Here is a 19,316-nt window from a genome sequence, read left to right on the forward strand (position 1 = left end):
CATCCTTTCGAATAGTCTAATTTTAACAATACAATACTCTGTATTTTACCAAAATAAATTACTAAAATACAATTATATATATACTACAGGCAAGGAGATAAAGAATGAAACAAATCGCTATTGTAAGTGCTAAAAGAACGCCAATTGGCAGATATAAAGGGAAATTGAGAAATTATTCAGCTGTTGAACTAGGTACAACAGCTTTAAAAGGAGCTATTGAATCAATTGATATCGATCCAGCTCTTATTGAACAAGTTATTTTCGGAAATGTCTTACAAAGTGGTATAGGACAAAATTCTGCACGACAAATTGCTATTAAATCAGGTATTCCTGATACAACTCCAGCGATGACGATTAATGAAGTATGTGGTTCAGGACTGAAAGCAATTATTTTAGGGAAGCAACTTATTCAGTTAGGGGAAGCTAAAGTCGTTGCTGTTGGTGGTGTTGAAAGTATGACTAATGCACCTAAACTTATTTTAAAAGACGGAGAAGATCCTGTAGAAAGTTTTATGCATGATGGATTAACGGATGCTTTCCATTATGTTCCAATGGGTGTCACAGCAGAAAATATAGCCGAAAAATATCATGTAACACGTGAAATGCAAGACGAGTTTGCTAACCATTCTCATGCTAAAGCTGCAAAGGCAGTTGAAGAAGGTAAATTTGATAATGAAATTATAAAAATGACAGACGCTGAAGGTAATGAGATGACTTCTGATGAAGGTATAAGACCAAATAGTAGTGTCGAAAAATTATCTACTTTGAAAACAATATTTAAAGAGAATGGAACAGTCACTGGTGGTAATGCTTCAAGTATTAATGATGGATCATCTGCCCTTATTTTAATGGAAGCAACATTTGCAAAAGAACATGGATTTGAAATTCTTGGCATAGTAGGCGATTACGCTGAAGTAGGTTGCGATCCACAATACATGGGGTATGCACCTTTTTATGCAGTAGAAAAATTATTAGAAAAAACACATCAACACATTAATGATATTGATATTATAGAAATGACTGAAGCATTTGCAGCTCAAAGTATACCTGTTAAGGATCATTTAAAAATACCTGATAACATTTTAAATATTTATGGTGGTGCCATCGCGCTAGGACATCCTATTGGTGCAAGTGGTGCACGTCTTGTTACAACACTTGTGAATGCTTTAGAACAAGAACATCAACATACAGGTATCGCAACAGCTTGTATTGGCGGAGGACTAGGTATTGCTTTAATGATTGAAAAGGGAGTACATTAATATGAAAAGTTTAGATAAAAACTTTCGTCATTTATCAAGAGAAGATAAATTAAAACAATTAGTAGACTACGGGTGGTTAGATAAAACGAATTATCAAACATTATTAAGCAATCCAGTTATTGATGAGGAAGTGGCAAACAGTCTCATCGAAAATGTCATTGGCCAAGGCACATTACCAGTTGGATTATTACCTAAAATTATTGTAGATGAGAAAGAATATGTGGTACCTATGATGGTTGAAGAGCCATCAGTTGTTGCTGCTGCGAGTTATGGATCGAAACTTGTTAACCAAACTGGAGGATTTAAAACGATAAAAAGTGAACGCTTGATGATCGGACAAATCGTATTTGATGATGTTAAAGATACAGAAGACTTAACACAACGTATTCAAAAACAAGAAAACCAAATTAAACGTATTGCAGATGAAGCCTATCCTTCTATCATCCATCGTGGAGGTGGTTATCGTGGTATTGACATAGATGCATTTCCTAATGAACAGTTATTGTCTCTTAAAGTATTTGTTGATACTAAAGATGCGATGGGTGCAAATATGCTTAATACCATTTTAGAAGCAGTGACAGCCTATCTAAAAAATGAGTTAACAGATCAAGAGATATTAATGAGTATCTTATCTAATCATGCAACGTCTTCTGTTGTAAGGGTAGAAGGTGAGATTGATATCAATGATTTAAATCGCGGCGATTATTCTGGTGAAGAAGTAGCTAAGAGAATGGAACGTGCGTCAGTGCTTGCACAAGTCGATATTCATCGGGCAGCAACACATAACAAAGGAGTTATGAATGGAATTCATGCCGTTGTTCTAGCTACAGGTAATGATACACGAGGTGCTGAAGCAAGTGCGCATGCTTATGCAGCACGCGATGGTCAGTATAGAGGTATTGCTACGTGGAAATATGATGAAGCCCGAGGACGTCTTGTGGGCACAATTGAAGTACCGATGACTTTAGCCATTGTTGGCGGAGGAACGAAAGTATTACCAGTTGCGAAAGCGTCTTTAGACTTACTCAACGTTGAGTCTGCTAGAGAATTAGGACATGTAGTAGCTGCAGTAGGTTTAGCACAGAACTTTTCAGCTTGTAGAGCCCTTGTTTCAGAAGGTATTCAAAAAGGACATATGAGTTTGCAATATAAATCATTAGCGATTGTTGTAGGCGCTAAAAGTGAAGAAATTTCAAAAGTTGCTGAGCAACTCAAACAAGAACCTAAAGCAAATACTGAAGCGGCAGAACGCATTTTAAAATCAATACGCCAATCTTAAAAATAAGCCATGAAAATTTAGAAATAGAAGAGATTCCATCACTAAACTTTCATGGCTTATTATGTTGTGTCAATTAATAAATGTAATTGTAATTACGCGCAGCAGATGCACTAATATAACGCGTACTGTATGCTAGTGGACGGTTATAATTATATTCTGAAACAAGAATCTTTCCATTACTGTAAACACGTTCAACGATGGCAACATGACCGTAATATCCTGCAGTTGATTGCATAATAGCATAGCGTTTAGGCTTATGTCCTGTTCTATAACCAGCACGTTGAGCTCTATAGTACCAGTTTTTTGCATTGCCCCATTGATTTGAAACCGGTTTACCTAATTGAACACGGCGTTTATATGCCCACCAAGTACATTGATATTTATTATAATAGTTATAACCAGCTGCTTCAGAAGTATGTGTATGTTCAACATTTTGATATGTATAAGTGCCAGTAAAAATAATTGTCGTAGCTAATATTAGACGTAAAATGAATGTTTTAATTTTCATTAAGTTCTCCTCAAAAATTAAATAATTTAAAATCTAAAATAATAATATTATTTAAAAAGTTGTAATACAATATAAGGAATGAATTATACAAATAACTGTAATACTTCTGAAATATACGTAATATATTGTAGCTAAATTTGTGCATAAAAAAGACGCCACAAGGGCGCCTTAGTGAGATGATACTTCCATGTAATGTATAACTACATTTTGTTGAAATCATACATCTGTGAATTGGTTAAAAACAGCTAATGCTCTTTTAACACTAGTCACTGGTATGTTTTCAAGACACGGATTTGTTCGAAAATATAGCAATATTTCGTTTTGGCTCTTCACGTCTTTAGGAAAAGTGTTATCTTGATTAATCCAATTTACCAATTCACCTAATGGTGTGTCATCGCCTATAAAATTTTGCATAAATTCGTAAAAGCTCAATTCATCACCTCATATTTATTTGAGCCGATTTTGATTATAACATTTTTTGTAATTTGAAAATATAGTTTTGTTTATATGAAAAATAATTTATTTATAAATATTATTTTTCCATAAAGTATACATATTTGAGTAAGTTATCGAATGAATTCAAAATCTAATGAATTTACATTTTTCTTACAAAAATAATGTATAATAAAAAAAGAATTTTTTAAGAAGGTGAGCAATTGGATATCAAGCATATGAAATATTTTATGGAAGTTGTGAATCAAGGTGGTATGACGAATGCTTCTAAATCTTTATATATTGCTCAACCAACTATAAGTAAAGCAATAAAAGATATTGAAAATGAATTAGACATGCCTTTATTCGATCGACAAAAGCGTTATTTAGTTCTTACAGATGCAGGAAAAGTGTTTTATAAAAAATGTGAAGAGATTTTAGCATTATATGATAATATTCCAAATGAAATTAATGGCTTGCTTGGTTTAGAAACAGGTCATATTAATATTGGAATGTCAGCGGTGATGGATATGCAACAGTTTATTAATATTTTGGCGGAGTTTCATAAATTATATCCAAACGTTACCTATAGTCTTAATGAAAGTGGGGGTAAATCGATTGAAAATCGTTTGGTTAACGATCAAATAGACATTGGCATTACGACCATTCCTATAGATGAGAACACATTTGACTATGTGTCTTTATACAGTGAAGATTTAAGACTTATAGTGAGTGAAGAACATCAGTTAGCTAAGCGTTCATCTGTGACTATGGCTGACTTGAAAAATGAAGATTTTATATTATTCAATGAGGACTTTTATCTTAATGATAAAATTATAGCTGCTGCAAAAAATGCTGGTTTTATCCCAAATACAGTGTCCAATGTATCACAATGGAATTTCATTGAATATTTAGTAATAGCACGATTAGGCGTCAGTATTTTACCAGAACATATTGCCAAGATGTTAAAAGATAAGATTAAAAGTATAAAAATTGAAGATTCAGGTATGAGCTGGGAACTTGGAGCAATTTGGAAAAAAAATAAACTTTTAAGTTATGCAACGTCTAAATGGATACAATTTATGACTGAAAGATTAGAAAACAAATAAACAGTTCATTTTTTACAAATAGTGAAAAACCTTAACCTAGGTTTTTTCACTATTTTTTTATTTTTAAAACGGTTCCATAGAAAATAACTATAAGTTATATATAAAATCAATATTTTTATAATCTATCAATATAGATTACAATCTTGAATATAGACTAAAAAATCGCTGTAACAAATTCGACAAATTTATGGAGGTCAGTCGTTTTGAAAAAAGCATTAAATATTATAGAGATTATTCTTCAAATCGTATTGGTGGTAGCGATTAGTATTATAGGTTCACTGCTACAAAAATGGCTACATATACCATTAGCAGGAAGTATTATCGGTATGATATTATTTTATATTTTATTACATTTTCAAATTATTCGCGTTGAATGGGTTTCTAAAGGAGCCGACTTCTTATTAACCACAATGGTCTTCTTCTTTATTCCTTCAGTTGTAGGAATTATGGATATTGTTTCTAATATCACTACAAGTTATATTATTTTCTTCCTCTTGATTATTATTGGTACAAGCTGTGTGGCACTTGTTTCTGGATTTATTGCTGAAACAATGTCTAAGAAAAAACCTCATACTAAGAAAGGAAATCATTAAAAATGGATATATTAAAAGGCGTTTTAATGATATTATTAACTGTTGTAATGTATAAACTTGCTCAAATATTACAACGTAAATATAATAACCCATTATTGAATCCAGCATTAATCGGTTCACTTGGAATAATTATTGTTTTACTTTTAACACGTCAAAACTATCACGATTACATGATTGGCGGTCAATGGATTAACCATCTATTAAATGCCACTGTTGTATGTCTTGCTTATCCACTTTATAAAAATAAAGATAAGATTGTAGAAAATATTGGGGTCATTTTTTCAAGCGTCATGGCTGGCGTGATATTGAATTTTGTGTTAGTGTTTAGTTCGTTAAAGTTATTAGGTTACTCAGAAGAAACAATCGTAACTATACTACCTAGATCAATTACAGCTGCTGTAGGAATTGAAGTCTCTCAAGAACTTGGAGGTACAGATACGATTACAGTACTGTTTATCATTACTACTGGATTGATAGGTAGTATGATGGGTTCAATGCTACTTAAGGTTGGTCAATTTAAAACATCAATCGCGAGAGGTTTAACATATGGAAATGCATCACATGCTTTTGGAACTGCAAAAGCGTTAGAACACGACATCGAATCTGGCGCATTTAGCTCAATTGGAATGATTTTAACAGCAGTTATTAGTTCAATTCTTATTCCAATTATGATTAAGTTGTTTTACTAAAGGGAATACAGAAACAAATTGTATATTTAGGAAAGGGGCTATTTAATCAATGGCGAAGATTAAAGCAAATGAAGCATTAGTTAAAGCATTACAAGCTTGGGATATTGATCACTTATGGGGTATTCCAGGTGACTCAGTTGATGCAGTAGTAGATAATTTAAGAACAGTTAGAGATACTTTCAAATTTTATCATGTACGTCATGAAGAAGTTGCAAGCTTATCAGCTGCAGCATATACAAAGTTAACAGGTAAAATCGGTGTAGCTTTAAGTATTGGTGGACCTGGGGTTGTTCACTTGTTAAATGGTATGTATGACGCTAAAATGGACCGTGTACCTCAACTTATTATTACAGGTCAAACGAATAGTACATTATTAGGTACAAAATTCTTCCAAGAAACTAACATTTCTAAAATGGTTGACGACGTAGCAGTATTCCATCATCAAGTTCAAAAAGGTGATGACTTATTTGAAATTACAAACGAAGCGATTCGTACTGCATATGAAAAAAATGGTGTAGCAGTTATTATTTGTCCAAATGACCTATTAACTCAAAAAATTAAAGACACTACACATCGTCCAGTAGATACGTCTAGACCAGTGTTACCAACACCATCTTATCGTAGCATTAAAAAAGCTGCCAAATTAATTAACAAAAGTAAAAAACCAGTTATGCTTGTTGGTGTAGGTGCAAAAAATGCTTCAACTGAATTACAAGACTTCATTGAAGCAGCTAAAATCCCTGTAATTCATACATTACCAGCTAAAACTGTTTTACCTGATTCACATCCATACAGTGTGGGTAACTTAGGTAAAATTGGTACAAAAACGTCTTACCAAACTATTCAAGATGCTGATTTATTAATTATGGCTGGTACTAACTTCCCTTATGCAAATTACTTACCTAAGAAAAATATTAAAGCGATTCAAATCGACACAAATCCAAACGTAATCGGTGAACGTTTCGATATTAATGTTGGTATTGTTGGCGACGTTAAATTAGCATTCCATCAATTAACTGAAGCAATCAAACCAGTACCTCGTCGTTCATTCTTAGACAAGACGTTAAAACGTAAAGCTGTATGGGATAAATGGATGGAAAAAGACATGAATAATACAAGTGCTCCAATTCGTCCAGAACGCTTAATGAAAGCTATCAATGATTACAGTAAAGATGACGCTGTATACTCAATCGATGTTGGTACTTCAACTGTTTGGGGTACACGTTACTTAGACTTAAATGTTAATAATAAATTTATTATCTCAGCATGGTTAGGTACAATGGGTTGCGGTCTTCCAGGTGCCCTTGCTTCTAATATTGCTTACCCAGGTCGTCAAGCAATTGCAATTACTGGTGACGGTGCATTCCAAATGGTAATGCAAGACTTCGCAACTGCTGTTCAATACGATTTACCAATGACAATTTTCGTATTAAATAACAAACAATTATCATTCATCAAATATGAACAACAAGCTGCTGGTGAATTAGAATATGCCATCGACTTCTCTGATATGGATCATGCTAAATTCGCTGAAGCTGCTGGTGGTAAAGGTTATGTATTAAAAGACCCTAACCGTATTGATGAAATTGTTGAAGCAGCATTAAATGAAAATGTACCAACTGTTGTTGATGTACATGTTGATCCAAACGCTGCGCCATTACCAGGTCAAATCGTTAACGAAGAAGCATATGGTTATGGTAAATGGGCTTACAGATCTATCACAGAAGACAAAGAATTTGACTTCGATAAAGTACCACCAATCTCTGTAGCTGCTAAACGTTTCTTATAAGACATAGATTCGAAACACTGACGAAAGTAATGCTTTTGTCAGTGTTTTTTTATGAATATTTAAATTAAAAAAATGTAAAATATTAGTAAAAAAGATATTGAAAACGCTTTATATTATAGGTATAATTAAATTGTTAAAAAAGAACTGCGTGTTACTATTCGATTAGGCATGAGCAGATAAGCTATCATTATTTTTGTCATAAATGATGGGCTTATTTGGTCATGCTTTTTTAATGCGTAAAAAAGATATATTGAAAGGATTGAATCAAAATGTTTAAAAAGCTATTTGGACAATTGCAACGTATTGGTAAAGCATTGATGTTACCTGTGGCAATTTTGCCTGCAGCTGGATTATTACTAGCAATTGGAACAGCTTTTCAAGGTGAAGCATTACAGCATTATCTTCCATTTATTAAAAATGGAGTAATTCAAAATATTGCTAACATGATGACAGGTGCTGGTGGTATTATTTTTGATAACTTACCTATCATTTTTGCACTCGGTGTAGCAATAGGACTAGCAGGTGGAGATGGTGTAGCAGCCATTGCAGCTTTTGTCGGATTTATTATTATGAATAAAACAATGGGAGCATTCTTAAATGTTACGCCAGCACAATTGGAAGACCCATCTAAAGGATTCGCAAATGTTTTAGGCATACCTACACTTCAAACTGGAGTGTTTGGTGGGATTATTATAGGGGCTCTAGCAGCTTGGTGTTATAACAAATTTTATAATATTTCCTTACCATCGTATTTAGGGTTCTTTGCGGGTAAACGTTTTGTGCCGATTATGATGGCAACGACATCGTTTATTTTAGCTTTCCCAATGGCTTGGATTTGGCCATTCATTCAAAATGGATTAAATGCATTTAGTACAGGTTTGTTAGAATCTAATACTGGATTGGCAGTATTCTTATTTGGATTTATTAAACGATTACTTATTCCATTTGGTTTACATCATATTTTCCATGCGCCATTCTGGTTTGAATTTGGTTCTTGGAAAAATGCAGCTGGAGAAATTATTCGAGGAGATCAACGTATTTTTATTGAGCAAATACGTGAAGGTGTTCATTTAACTTCAGGTAAATTCATGCAAGGTGAATTTCCTGTTATGATGTTTGGATTACCAGCAGCAGCATTAGCAATTTATCAAACAGCTAAACCTGAGAATAAAAAGGTAGTTGGAGGTTTGATGTTATCAGCAGCTTTAACATCATTCTTAACTGGTATTACTGAACCGTTAGAATTTTCATTCTTATTCGTAGCACCATTATTATTCTTTATTCATGCAGTACTTGATGGATTATCATTTTTAACACTTTATCTACTACATTTACATCTAGGATATACATTCTCTGGAGGATTCATAGATTTTGTTTTATTAGGTATTCTTCCAAATAAAACACCATGGTGGTTAGTGATTCCAGTAGGATTAGTTTACGCTGTTATTTATTATGTTGTATTTAGATTCTTAATTGTTAAATTCAACTTTAAAACGCCAGGTCGTGAAGATAAACAAGCCTCTGTAGCTAATACATCTGCAAGTAAATTACCTTTTGATGTGTTAGATGCAATGGGCGGTAAAGAAAATATCAAGCATTTAGATGCTTGTATTACACGTTTACGTGTTGAAGTCAATGATAAGTCTAAAGTAGACGTTGAAGGACTAAAAGCTCTTGGTGCTTCAGGGGTGCTTGAAGTAGGAAATAATATGCAAGCTATTTTTGGTCCTAAATCAGATCAAATTAAACATGATATGGCACGCATTATGAATGGAGACATCACAAAACCTAGTGAAACCACTGTGACTGAAGATACATCAGATGAGCCAGTACAGTTGGAAGAGGTAAAAGAAACGGATATCTATGCACCAGGTACGGGTCATATCATTCCATTATCTGAAGTTCCAGATAAAGTATTCTCGGAAAAAATGATGGGTGACGGTATTGGATTTGTTCCTGAAAAAGGCGAAATTGTAGCACCATTTGATGGTACAGTTAAAACAATTTTCCCAACGAAACATGCCATCGGTTTAGAATCTGATACAGGAATTGAAGTATTAATTCATATTGGTATCGATACAGTGAAATTGAATGGTGAAGGCTTCGAAAGTTTAGTTGATGTCAATGAACCTGTTACACAAGGTCAACCATTAATGAAGATTAATTTAGCATACTTAAAAGAACATGCGCCAAGTGTTGTCACACCAGTGATTATTACAAATCAAGATGATAAAACATTAACATTCGATGATGTTGATTCAGTAGATCCTGGTAAGCGTATTATGACAATTAAATAATAAAACAAGCCTGGGACATCATATGTGTCTCAGGCATTTTTAATGTATTGGCGGTCGATGACTGAATTGAAAAGGTGTTGTCTCAAGGTTTTCAATGCTAGTTCTCTTTGCTATAGTAGGGCGACGAATTCAAAAAGAAATCTTTCTCTTTTATTTTTTATTTAATACACAACATTATTTAGTTATATCATTCTCAATTAATAATTTGATTGCTTTATGATCTGTAGCATTTCTAAATAAGTCATAAGCATTTTCAATTTCGCTTAATTTACTATAATGTGTCACGAGTTGTTCAGGTTGAATGATTTTAGATTTGAGTGCTTCCAACAATTCTTCAGTGGTATTAGCAGAAACTAAACCAGTTGTAACGTTGATATTTTTAATCCATAATTTTTCGATATCAAATTGAACGGGTAAGCCGTGAACACCAACATTAGCAATTGTTCCATCGACGCCAATCAACTTTTGACATAAATCAAATGTTGCTGGAATACCAACTGCTTCAATAGCAACATCGACGCCACGATGATTGATATCTTTGATTTGTTTAATTGCTTCATTCACATGACTAGAATTAATTGTATGAGTCGCTCCAAATTTTTTGGCTGTAGCTAAACGATGATCATCTAAATCAATCATAATTATTTTTGAAGGTGAGTAGAATTGAGCAGTTAATAAAGAAGCTAATCCAACTGGTCCAGCACCTACAATAGCAACAGTGCTACCAGGTTTTACTTTTCCTTTTAATACACCAATTTCATAACCAGTCGGTAAAATATCTGAAAGCATCACGAGTGCTTCATCAGGTAAAGAAGTAGGAGCATGATATAAAGAATTATCTGCAAAAGGGACTTTCACATATTCTGCTTGCGTACCATCAACAAGATGACCTAATATCCATCCACCGCCATTTTCACAATGAGCATAGATACCTTTTTTACAGTAATAACATTTGCCACAAGATGAGATACAAGACACAATGACTTTATCGCCGACTTTGAAGTTATTGACATTCGAACCAACAGATTCAACAATACCAATACCTTCGTGACCTAATGTCGTATATTGAGGAACTTCAGGTGTGTCCCCTTTAATAATATGTAAGTCAGTACCACAAATTGTTGTTTTGACCATTCTAATAATAGCGTCAGTACTTTCCGTAACAACTGGTTTTTCTTTATCGACGAGCTTAGCTACGCCAGGTTTTTCATAGATGTAAGCTTTCATGTTGATTCCTCCAATATAAATTGTGAATTATTTCACAAACATTATAACATTAATTTAATAAGATGTATTCTATTTTGAAGAGAAAATCATTGAACTATTGTTGAACGTATTTAACAAGAGGATTTAGATGAAAAAATAAGTGTAACATCGTAAAATAAGTATGTATAAGAGAACGAGACCGTTAAATTAAATAAGTAGGTGAAAATATGACTAAAAATATTGAAAGTATTGAACAATTTCATCAATTTATTCAAACGCATCGATTAGTAGTGATTCATGTTATGCGGAATCATTGTTCAGTATGTCATGCGGTATTGCCACAAATTGAAGATATCGTCAATGATTATTCTAAAGTCCATTTTGCTGTTATCAATCAATCTAATGTAGAAGCTATTGCGGGAGAACTATCTATATTTACTGTTCCAGTGGATTTAATATTTTTGGACGGAAAAGAAATGCATCGACAAGCGCGTTTTATTGATATGCAAGATTTTGAGCACCAATTAAGTTTAATGCATGAGAGTTTAAAATAAGTTAAGAAAGCCTAAACACGATAAATGAATTGTTGTGTTTAGGCTCTTTTATTACTATTTATTTAAAATTGATTCAATGAGAGCATCAGCACGTTGTTGATGCTCTAAAATAATATGACTTGATTGTTTGAAACGAGTAAGTTCATCTTCTTCCAATTTCAGTTCAATGACACGATCAGCACCATTACCGTTAATCACTGTTGGCGTTCCAATATAAAGGTCATTTAGTCCATATTCACCTTCAAGATAACTTGAAACATTCATAATCACATTTTTATTAAATAAAATAGCTTCTACAATACGTACTAAACTTAATGATATACCAAAGTTTGTAGTACCTTTTCGAACGTAAATATCATATCCCACTTGAGTGGTTTGCGAAGCGATAGATTGTTTGAACGTGGTTTGGTCTACTCCTTTATTCAGTAAATCAAGGACAGGTTCACCGGCAATTTGAGCATGAGACCAAACAGCTACTTGAGAATCGCCGTGTTCGCCAATAACAGGCGCATAGACATTTTGTGGTGCCACATCAAACGTGCGACTTAAGAAAAATTCGAAGCGAGCTGTATCTAATGAAGTTCCTGATCCAATAATTTTATTCTTAGGAAATTGAGACACACGTTTTATAACATAACTCATAATATCGACTGGATTAGATGGAAGTACAAAATAACCATCGAAACCATGAGCAATGACTTTTTGAATCATAGGCACAAAGATATTCACATTATCTTCTAATAATTTTAAACGTGTGTCACCTTTATCTAATTTTGCACTTGCACAGATCACGACGATATCAGCATCACTACAATCACTATACGAACCAAGATGTACATCTACAAACTTATCACCAAAAGGTGTAGCATGATTTAAATCCCATACATCTGCTTTTGCTTTATCTTCATCAATATCAATAATAGCTAGTTCATCGACTAGTCCTTTAGCTACAACTGCATGTGCAAACGCAGAACCTACGAATCCACTACCAATCAGCACAATTTTATTTCTTTTCATTCAGCATAACCTACTTTCTAAAATAGAATAAAAATTCTGATAATTATATTTAGAATAGCACTTATCACTACTTTTTTAAATATTTAAAAGTTGAATAAGCGATTTACTAAAATATAACGACTCTGAGGTATATAATAATATAGAGTATAGGAGGTCAAAAGATGAAAAAACGATTATTAACCGTAGCGACATCTGCAATTCTTGGAACTTTAGCTTACATTAAAGTAAAAGAAAAACGCAGTTATCAAAGCTTTATTACTGAAAAATATATTCGTATGTCTGGAATGAAAAAAACATTTGAAAATACGAATGATGCTAAAAAAGCATTAGAGGAAGTTAAACCTTTAACAGCTGGTAAATATGATGGGACGGATTATGAATTTAAACATCGTGCGCATACTAGAAGTATTAATGGATCTGTCACATATATTGTTAATGATAAAAGAGAACCTCATCAAGATGTTGTGCTTTACATTCATGGTGGTGCTTGGTTCCAAGATCCATTAGATAATCATTTTGATTTTATTGATCAACTTGCAGGAGAATTGGATGCACGAGTGATTATGCCTGTTTATCCTAAAGTACCTCACAGAGACTATCGAACAACATTTGAATTACTAAAAAATATTTATCAAAAAGAAATATTGGAAGTTGAAAATCCGCAACATATGACGATAATGGGAGATTCAGCAGGCGGTCAAATCGCTTTATCATTTGCACAATATCTTAAAAAAGAAACACAATTACCACAACCAGGACATATTGTGATGCTGTCTCCAGTTCTTGATGCAACATTTAGTAATCCTGAAGCTAAAAAATATGAAAAAGTAGATCCTATGCTAGGAATTGAAGGAAGTAAATATTTCATTCAATTATGGTCTGGTGATACGCCAATAGAAGACTATAAAATATCGCCAATTAACGGAGATTTAGAGGGTCTTGGTCGTATATCTATTTTTATAGGCACAAAAGAAACGTTATATCCAGATGCATTAAAGCTCTCTAAAATGTTAAATGATAAAGGAATTGAACATGATTTTACACCTGGTTATAACTTATTCCATATTTATCCTATTTTCCCATTACCAGAACGTCAAAAGTTCTTTACACAACTGAAAAATATAATGGGAAAAGATTAAATACTAGTTTGAACATTGGTGTTATTTTTAAAAGCACTCGAATAAAGAATAAAACATCTATGATAGCACATATGACTAGGCTGTTTTTTTAAAAAGATAATAATAAAATAATGAGTAAAATGAATATCATTCTAAGAATTTGAAATGCATTGAAAATCGAATGTTTAGGTTGTAAAATTTCAGCAAAATTCAATAAAAACATGTCACTTATTAATAGTCTAGCAGTAAGTAACATATTAATTCGCATTTTATATAAACATAAAAACAGATACTAACTTGTATTATTCTCTAGAGTTAGTATCTGTTTCTTTATATTCAGTATTAATAGTATCGTTATGTGAAGATAGGGCATCTTCTTTTTCTATTTCAGTAAAATTTGAAGTCGAATGTGGTGATTTGTTTTTATTGATTGTCTCGTGAGAAGATTGAGAACTGTTGTTGATATAACGATGATCAGTATCTAATACAGAATTACTCATGTCATTTCCTTGTAGACTGCCAATCAAAATAAAGATGAGATAACTAGAACAAGCCAGTAAAACTAAAGAAAGATAAATGCCAACTGCAATTTTAACAGGTTTAGCCATAGATTTATCCATTTATGTCCTCCTAGAGTCATAGCAATGTTTACTTATAAACTAACATGAGAGTTTTAAGTAAATGTAAATAAGAAGTAAATATTTATCGATTTACTATTAATAAATGTAAGGTAATTAAATTTGTCGATATTAATTTGAAATAATCAATAATTTATTCGAGAAAATATTGATATTCTATTAACTTTTTTATAATTTTATACTATTTTTAACTGAATATTTACATTTTTAAAACTGACTAAATATTAAGATGATAGCATACCCTTATTAAAGTGTTTAACGCATTCATTAAGATAATATTAAATGAAAGAAAAAATATGTTTAAAGAGAGGGACTTCAGTTTGATTCTCATTATCATTTGTATCGCTTTGATATTATTTCTAGGAATTAGAGAGAAAAAGCGACATACACACCGTTTAAATAAGATTCCTCTACGAATAAATATTAATGGTATTCGTGGTAAATCAACTATTACAAGAATGATTTATAGTATTTTGCGAGAAGATCAATATCATGTCATTGGTAAAACAACAGGCACTGATGCCAGAATGTTGTATTGGTTTACAGAGAAAGAATATCCTGTCCTTAGAAAACCGCAAGGCGCCAACATAGGAGAACAAAGAGACATTGTGCAAAAAGTAGTTAAGCAAAAAGGCAATGCGCTTGTTAATGAATGTATGGCAGTGAATCCAGATTATCAAATTGTCTTTCAAGAAGATTTAGTAAAAGCGAATATTGGTGTCATTGTCAATGTTATGGAAGACCATATGGACGTATTAGGGCCGACACTTCAAGATATTGCTCAAGCATTTACTGCAACGATTCCCCGAAATGGAAAATTAGTAGTCATGAAGGATGAGTTTACAGACTTTTTTGCTAAGGAAGCTAAAAAACGTAAAACTGAACTTATTGTTGTAGATAAAAATGATATACCTGAATCATACTTAAGGAAATTTAATTATTTAGTATTTCCTGATAATGTCGCTATCGCTTTAGGTGTAGCGCAAGCTGTAGGAGTTGAAAAAGACGTTGCACTGCGCGGCATGTTAAATGCACCTCCTGATCCAGGAGCGGTTGAAATTAAATATTTTAATGCAAATAACACAAAAAATGTATTTGTTAATGCGTTTGCTGCTAATGAGCCTCAGTCTACGAAAGCGATATTAAATAAAGTAGAATCATACGATTATCCTTATACAAAAAAAGTAGTGATTCTTAACTGTCGTTCTGACAGGGTGGATCGAACGCGACAGTTCGTTGAGAATTTTATTGAGGACGTCGAATTCGATACCTTAATTTGTACAGGAAAAAGCACGCAAATGGTTACAGATTTAATGCAACATCTACCTGAAAAAACATACATAAACCTTGAAAATCATGATTTTTCAGATATAGAAAAAGCGATTCTTAGTGAATCACATCAGGCACTCATATTTTGTGTTGGAAATATTCATGGTCCAGGTGGAAAAATAGCAGAATTTATAGAAGGGATAGAATAAAATGATAGGTTCGGAATTATACTTTTCCCTATTTGTTGGTATTGTATTAAGTTTAATTTTTGCAGAAAAATTTGGGATTAATCCCGCAGGTCTTGTTGTACCTGGTTATTTAGCACTTATTTTTGATCAACCCATTATGTTACTATCTGTGTTGGTCATTAGTTGTCTCACTTATTTTATTGTTACGTTTGGTATTAGTAGATGGGTCATTCTTTATGGTAGACGTAAATTTGCAGCGATGATTTTAACTGGTATGGTTCTAAAATTTGTTTTTGATTTAATTTATCCACTCACTCCATTTGAAGTTGTAGAGGTTTCAGGTATCGGAGTTGTTATTCCTGGTATTATTGCCAATACCATTCAAAAACAAGGTGTTGTAATTACATTAGCTACGACAATGTTATTAACATGTATTACTTATGTCATCTTGTTCTTATATAGCTTTATTAATTAATCGCGAGCGAGGAGCGCATAATAATGAAAAAGAAAAAACGATTATCAGCGAGCGAATGGTTACTTAAGCAATCGAAACGACATAAACGAAGAAACTTTTTGTATACGTTTATTGTCTTAGTTATCACAGTAGTACTTCTAATTTTTGCTATTCGAGCTGTTAAAGTTGAACCTGTAGAGGCGATGCCACATTCGGGTAATAGTATTAGAAATACATATTTAGGAAATATCACTTTGAATAATGACATCAGAAAAGTCAATTTAAATGATGTTTTTAAAAGTTTAAGACAGCCATTACAACAAAGTGATTTTTCCACAGCTTCTTTATATGTGAACCAATTTTCTAAAAATCCTAAAGAAAATATAAACAAAAACATAGAAAACATTATGTTTTTAAAAAAACAAAATATTAAAAGTATCAATTTAATTAATAGCACTATAGATAATGTACAAGCACAAGATTTATCCAAAAAAGTTGAAGCACAAACAGATTATAATTTTTTAACTGGAAATGGTTCGAATCCAATTAATAGTAAAACAGTGCAACAAAAAGTTAAAAATAAAAAAGTCGCTAATGTTTCGTTCACAGATATTGAATCGTATTATGAAGATCCTTTAAAAAATACGACATCTATTAGCTTAGATCCCAAAATTTTTGTACCATTAATTAAAAACTTAAAGGAAAACAATGATCTTGTAGTTGTGAACGTAGATTGGGGGATTCCTAACGAACGTAATGTAACAGATCGCCAAAAAGCTTATGCCCATGCATTAGTTGATGCAGGTGCAGATGTAATCATTGGCCATAATACAGTTATACAAAGTATTGAGAAATATAAACATGCTAGTATTTTTTATAGTTTAGGAAATTTAACCTCTGCTGATTTTCTATCAAAAAATCAAAAAAGTATAGTGGTTCAACATGATTGGGATGGTCAGCATCATCAATTTCAAATTACACCTGTTCGCTCTGCAGATGGAAAATTAACAAAAGATCATATGAATAGTATGGAGTCACAACGTTATTACAATAATATTAAAGATAAAACAATTCATCTGAAAGAAAAGAATGGGGGGTATTCTTTTGAATATTAAACAACATTGGTTACCTATTGTTACAACACTCATTATTATTGCTATTTTATTAATGGTTACATTTGCTAGAGCAAATGAAGGTCTCGATAATTACGAAAAAAATGAATTAAATAAAGCCACGGAGCAATATTTATCTAAAGGGGCCAAGTAGTATGAATATCTATAATAAAGTGACACTATCAGTCATTTTAGTGATTACAATTTTAATCTCATTTATATTTTATTTTTTTAATAAAGAAGATAAACTTGATAAAGATGATCTATATGAAAACAAGATTGCTAACCGTAAATCAGCAACCTCTGATGAGCAAAAAACGTATGGTGTCGCTTCAAACAATGCGATCGCAACACGTGTAGGTAATAAAATTATTGAAGATGGTGGTAATGCAGTTGACGCAGCGGAAGGTGTCGCATACGCGCTTGCAGTAACAGAACCTCATTCATCTGGATTAGGTGGTGGCGGCGCTACACTTACCTACGATGGTAAAAATGGTGAAGAACCTCGCATGTATGAATATAAAACAACATCTTCATTTAATTACAAAAAGGGAGATAAAATAGGGACACCTGGTTTTGTACGCGGTTTACATGATATGCATGAAAAAGAAGGTAAAATGGATGAGAAAAAAATCTTAAACTATGTCATTCCATTAGCTGAAGATGGCTTTGAAGTAGATTCAGAGTTAGAACGTAGCTTGAAATTATTTGGTTCTGACATTGATCGAAACTCTCCCTTCTTTAAAGGCAAGCGTACAGTTCGTGAAGGTGCAATTGTAAAACAACCTGCTTTAGCAAATACTTTAAAGAAAATTCGAGATAAAGGACCGGATTATTTTTATAATCATATTGGAAAAAGTATATCTAAACAATTAAAAAATCAACTCACTGAAGAGGATTTTAAACAAGTAAAGACAGAAGAAAAGAAACCTATTAGTACAAAATATTTAAACAATACTGTTTATGCTGCATCTAACCCATTAGGTGGAATCTTAATGGAACAAGGTTTGAAGATTGATGAAAGCGTAAATTCTGCAAATGATCGTACAGATTATATTACAGGGATTGTCAAATCTCGTGATATTATGTATCGAAATAGAGATATTGTTAATGGCAAAGAATCTAGTAGCAATACGTACTTGTCTCAAGATTATTTATTAGATAAGATTAACGGTATCAATTTTGACGAACAAGGTAGTGACTTCAATACACAACGTATTGATAACACAAGTACAACGCACTTTGTAGTGATTGATAAGAACGGTAAGTTAGCAAGTACTACAAATACATTATCAAGCTTCTTTGGAACAGGTAAATATGTTAAAGAAGGTTTTTACATGAACAACTCGCTAACAAACTTTTCAACAGATCCAAACAGTCCAAACTATGGTGAGAAACATAAAGCACCACGTTCTTATACGTCACCTACTATTATTGTTGGACCCGACTTCTATATGGGTATTGGTTCGCCTGGAGGAAATAAAATTCCAACGATTCTTAATGAAGTCATTGTAGATTATTTAAGAGGAAATGGGACGTTACAAGAATCTATTAATAAGCCACGTTTTTATAATGATGGTGGAACAATCTTCTATGAAAATGCTATGGATGATAATGATGTCAATATTTTCAAAAGTCTAGGTTTTGGTGTAGAAGAAAAACGTAACGATCCTAACTTTGGTAGTGTTCAAGGTGCGGTTTATAACAAGCAAGATAGAACAGTGGAAGTTGGACAAGATGTAGGAAACAGATAATAAAAAGGGACAAAAATCAATCGGTTTTTGTCCTTTTTTTATTTACTTAAA

Annotated in this window: 19 protein-coding genes; 14 read left to right on the plus strand and 5 right to left on the minus strand. The window is 32.6% G+C overall.

Features of this window, described 5'->3' with window-relative positions:
• Positions 1 to 104 precede the first annotated feature (104 nt).
• Complete coding sequence (locus tag MHI13_RS01815; protein WP_019835142.1) at positions 105 to 1,259, plus strand: thiolase family protein; 1,155 nt, start codon at positions 105 to 107, stop codon at positions 1,257 to 1,259.
• A 1-nt stretch (position 1,260) separates the two neighbouring features.
• Positions 1,261 to 2,538, plus strand: a complete 1,278-nt coding sequence (locus tag MHI13_RS01820; RefSeq protein ID WP_070547868.1) for a hydroxymethylglutaryl-CoA reductase, degradative — start codon at positions 1,261 to 1,263, stop codon at positions 2,536 to 2,538.
• A gap of 73 nt (positions 2,539 to 2,611) precedes the next feature.
• Here the strand turns inward: MHI13_RS01820 and MHI13_RS01825 are convergent, their stop codons facing one another.
• The gene (locus tag MHI13_RS01825) at positions 2,612 to 3,046 is read right to left on the minus strand and encodes a CHAP domain-containing protein (RefSeq protein ID WP_054105890.1); all 435 of its coding nucleotides are present in this window, start codon (positions 3,044 to 3,046) and stop codon (positions 2,612 to 2,614) included.
• 216 nt (positions 3,047 to 3,262) lie between these two features.
• Positions 3,263 to 3,478 (minus strand): sterile alpha motif-like domain-containing protein, encoded by a 216-nt coding sequence (locus MHI13_RS01830; protein WP_002454831.1) that lies wholly within the window; start codon positions 3,476 to 3,478, stop codon positions 3,263 to 3,265.
• A 224-nt stretch (positions 3,479 to 3,702) separates the two neighbouring features.
• Between MHI13_RS01830 and cidR the strand changes: the two genes are divergently transcribed.
• The 5 genes from cidR (at position 3,703) to ptsG (ending at position 9,955) form a co-directional block, all read left to right on the plus strand.
• Positions 3,703 to 4,587, plus strand: a complete 885-nt coding sequence (gene cidR / locus MHI13_RS01835) for a cidABC operon transcriptional activator CidR (RefSeq protein WP_049414289.1) — start codon at positions 3,703 to 3,705, stop codon at positions 4,585 to 4,587.
• A gap of 203 nt (positions 4,588 to 4,790) precedes the next feature.
• The gene (locus MHI13_RS01840) at positions 4,791 to 5,180 is read left to right on the plus strand and encodes a CidA/LrgA family protein (RefSeq protein WP_017175070.1); all 390 of its coding nucleotides are present in this window, start codon (positions 4,791 to 4,793) and stop codon (positions 5,178 to 5,180) included.
• 2 nt (positions 5,181 to 5,182) lie between these two features.
• Positions 5,183 to 5,869, plus strand: coding sequence for an LrgB family protein (locus MHI13_RS01845; RefSeq protein ID WP_002449420.1), 687 nt, complete (start codon positions 5,183 to 5,185; stop codon positions 5,867 to 5,869).
• A 49-nt stretch (positions 5,870 to 5,918) separates the two neighbouring features.
• Positions 5,919 to 7,658, plus strand: coding sequence for a pyruvate oxidase (locus MHI13_RS01850; protein ID WP_017175069.1), 1,740 nt, complete (start codon positions 5,919 to 5,921; stop codon positions 7,656 to 7,658).
• A gap of 269 nt (positions 7,659 to 7,927) precedes the next feature.
• Entirely contained in the window at positions 7,928 to 9,955 is a 2,028-nt protein-coding gene (gene ptsG / locus MHI13_RS01855) for a glucose-specific PTS transporter subunit IIBC (protein ID WP_017175068.1), read from the plus strand.
• A gap of 174 nt (positions 9,956 to 10,129) precedes the next feature.
• Here the strand turns inward: ptsG and MHI13_RS01860 are convergent, their stop codons facing one another.
• Positions 10,130 to 11,182: a zinc-dependent alcohol dehydrogenase family protein gene (locus tag MHI13_RS01860; RefSeq protein WP_048762247.1), complete on the minus strand. Its 1,053-nt coding sequence runs from the start codon at positions 11,180 to 11,182 to the stop codon at positions 10,130 to 10,132.
• A gap of 206 nt (positions 11,183 to 11,388) precedes the next feature.
• On the opposite strand from MHI13_RS01860, the gene MHI13_RS01865 reads away from it, so the two are divergent.
• Entirely contained in the window at positions 11,389 to 11,715 is a 327-nt protein-coding gene (locus MHI13_RS01865; protein ID WP_017175066.1) for a thioredoxin family protein, read from the plus strand.
• Between the two features lie 54 nt (positions 11,716 to 11,769).
• On the opposite strand, the gene MHI13_RS01870 is transcribed toward MHI13_RS01865, so the two are convergent.
• On the minus strand, positions 11,770 to 12,732 hold the full coding sequence (locus MHI13_RS01870) for an L-lactate dehydrogenase (RefSeq protein WP_017175065.1): 963 nt from the start codon (positions 12,730 to 12,732) through the stop codon (positions 11,770 to 11,772).
• A gap of 161 nt (positions 12,733 to 12,893) precedes the next feature.
• On the opposite strand from MHI13_RS01870, the gene MHI13_RS01875 reads away from it, so the two are divergent.
• Positions 12,894 to 13,871, plus strand: a complete 978-nt coding sequence (locus MHI13_RS01875) for an alpha/beta hydrolase fold domain-containing protein (protein WP_048682925.1) — start codon at positions 12,894 to 12,896, stop codon at positions 13,869 to 13,871.
• A gap of 281 nt (positions 13,872 to 14,152) precedes the next feature.
• Here the strand turns inward: MHI13_RS01875 and MHI13_RS01880 are convergent, their stop codons facing one another.
• Complete coding sequence (locus MHI13_RS01880) at positions 14,153 to 14,458, minus strand: hypothetical protein (RefSeq protein WP_048762467.1); 306 nt, start codon at positions 14,456 to 14,458, stop codon at positions 14,153 to 14,155.
• 350 nt (positions 14,459 to 14,808) lie between these two features.
• Here MHI13_RS01880 and pgsB point away from each other — a divergent pair, with 350 nt between their 5' ends.
• Genes pgsB through MHI13_RS01905 form a run of 5 tightly spaced genes read left to right on the plus strand, consistent with a single transcriptional unit; the run spans position 14,809 to position 19,265 of the window.
• Positions 14,809 to 15,966: a poly-gamma-glutamate synthase PgsB gene (gene pgsB, locus MHI13_RS01885; RefSeq protein ID WP_017175062.1), complete on the plus strand. Its 1,158-nt coding sequence runs from the start codon at positions 14,809 to 14,811 to the stop codon at positions 15,964 to 15,966.
• A 1-nt stretch (position 15,967) separates the two neighbouring features.
• Positions 15,968 to 16,420 (plus strand): poly-gamma-glutamate biosynthesis protein PgsC, encoded by a 453-nt coding sequence (gene pgsC, locus MHI13_RS01890; RefSeq protein ID WP_017175061.1) that lies wholly within the window; start codon positions 15,968 to 15,970, stop codon positions 16,418 to 16,420.
• A gap of 23 nt (positions 16,421 to 16,443) precedes the next feature.
• Entirely contained in the window at positions 16,444 to 17,514 is a 1,071-nt protein-coding gene (locus tag MHI13_RS01895; RefSeq protein ID WP_017175060.1) for a CapA family protein, read from the plus strand.
• Positions 17,504 to 17,665 carry a hypothetical protein gene (locus MHI13_RS01900; RefSeq protein ID WP_002488200.1) on the plus strand — a complete coding sequence of 54 codons (162 nt, stop codon included), beginning with the start codon at positions 17,504 to 17,506 and terminating at the stop codon, positions 17,663 to 17,665. Before MHI13_RS01895 ends, MHI13_RS01900 begins: the two co-directional genes overlap by 11 nt.
• A gap of 1 nt (position 17,666) precedes the next feature.
• Positions 17,667 to 19,265, plus strand: a complete 1,599-nt coding sequence (locus tag MHI13_RS01905; RefSeq protein ID WP_070547869.1) for a gamma-glutamyltransferase — start codon at positions 17,667 to 17,669, stop codon at positions 19,263 to 19,265.
• Positions 19,266 to 19,316: the final 51 nt, after the last annotated feature.

The sequence above is a fragment of the Staphylococcus sp. FSL K6-0223 genome, from assembly GCF_038008285.1.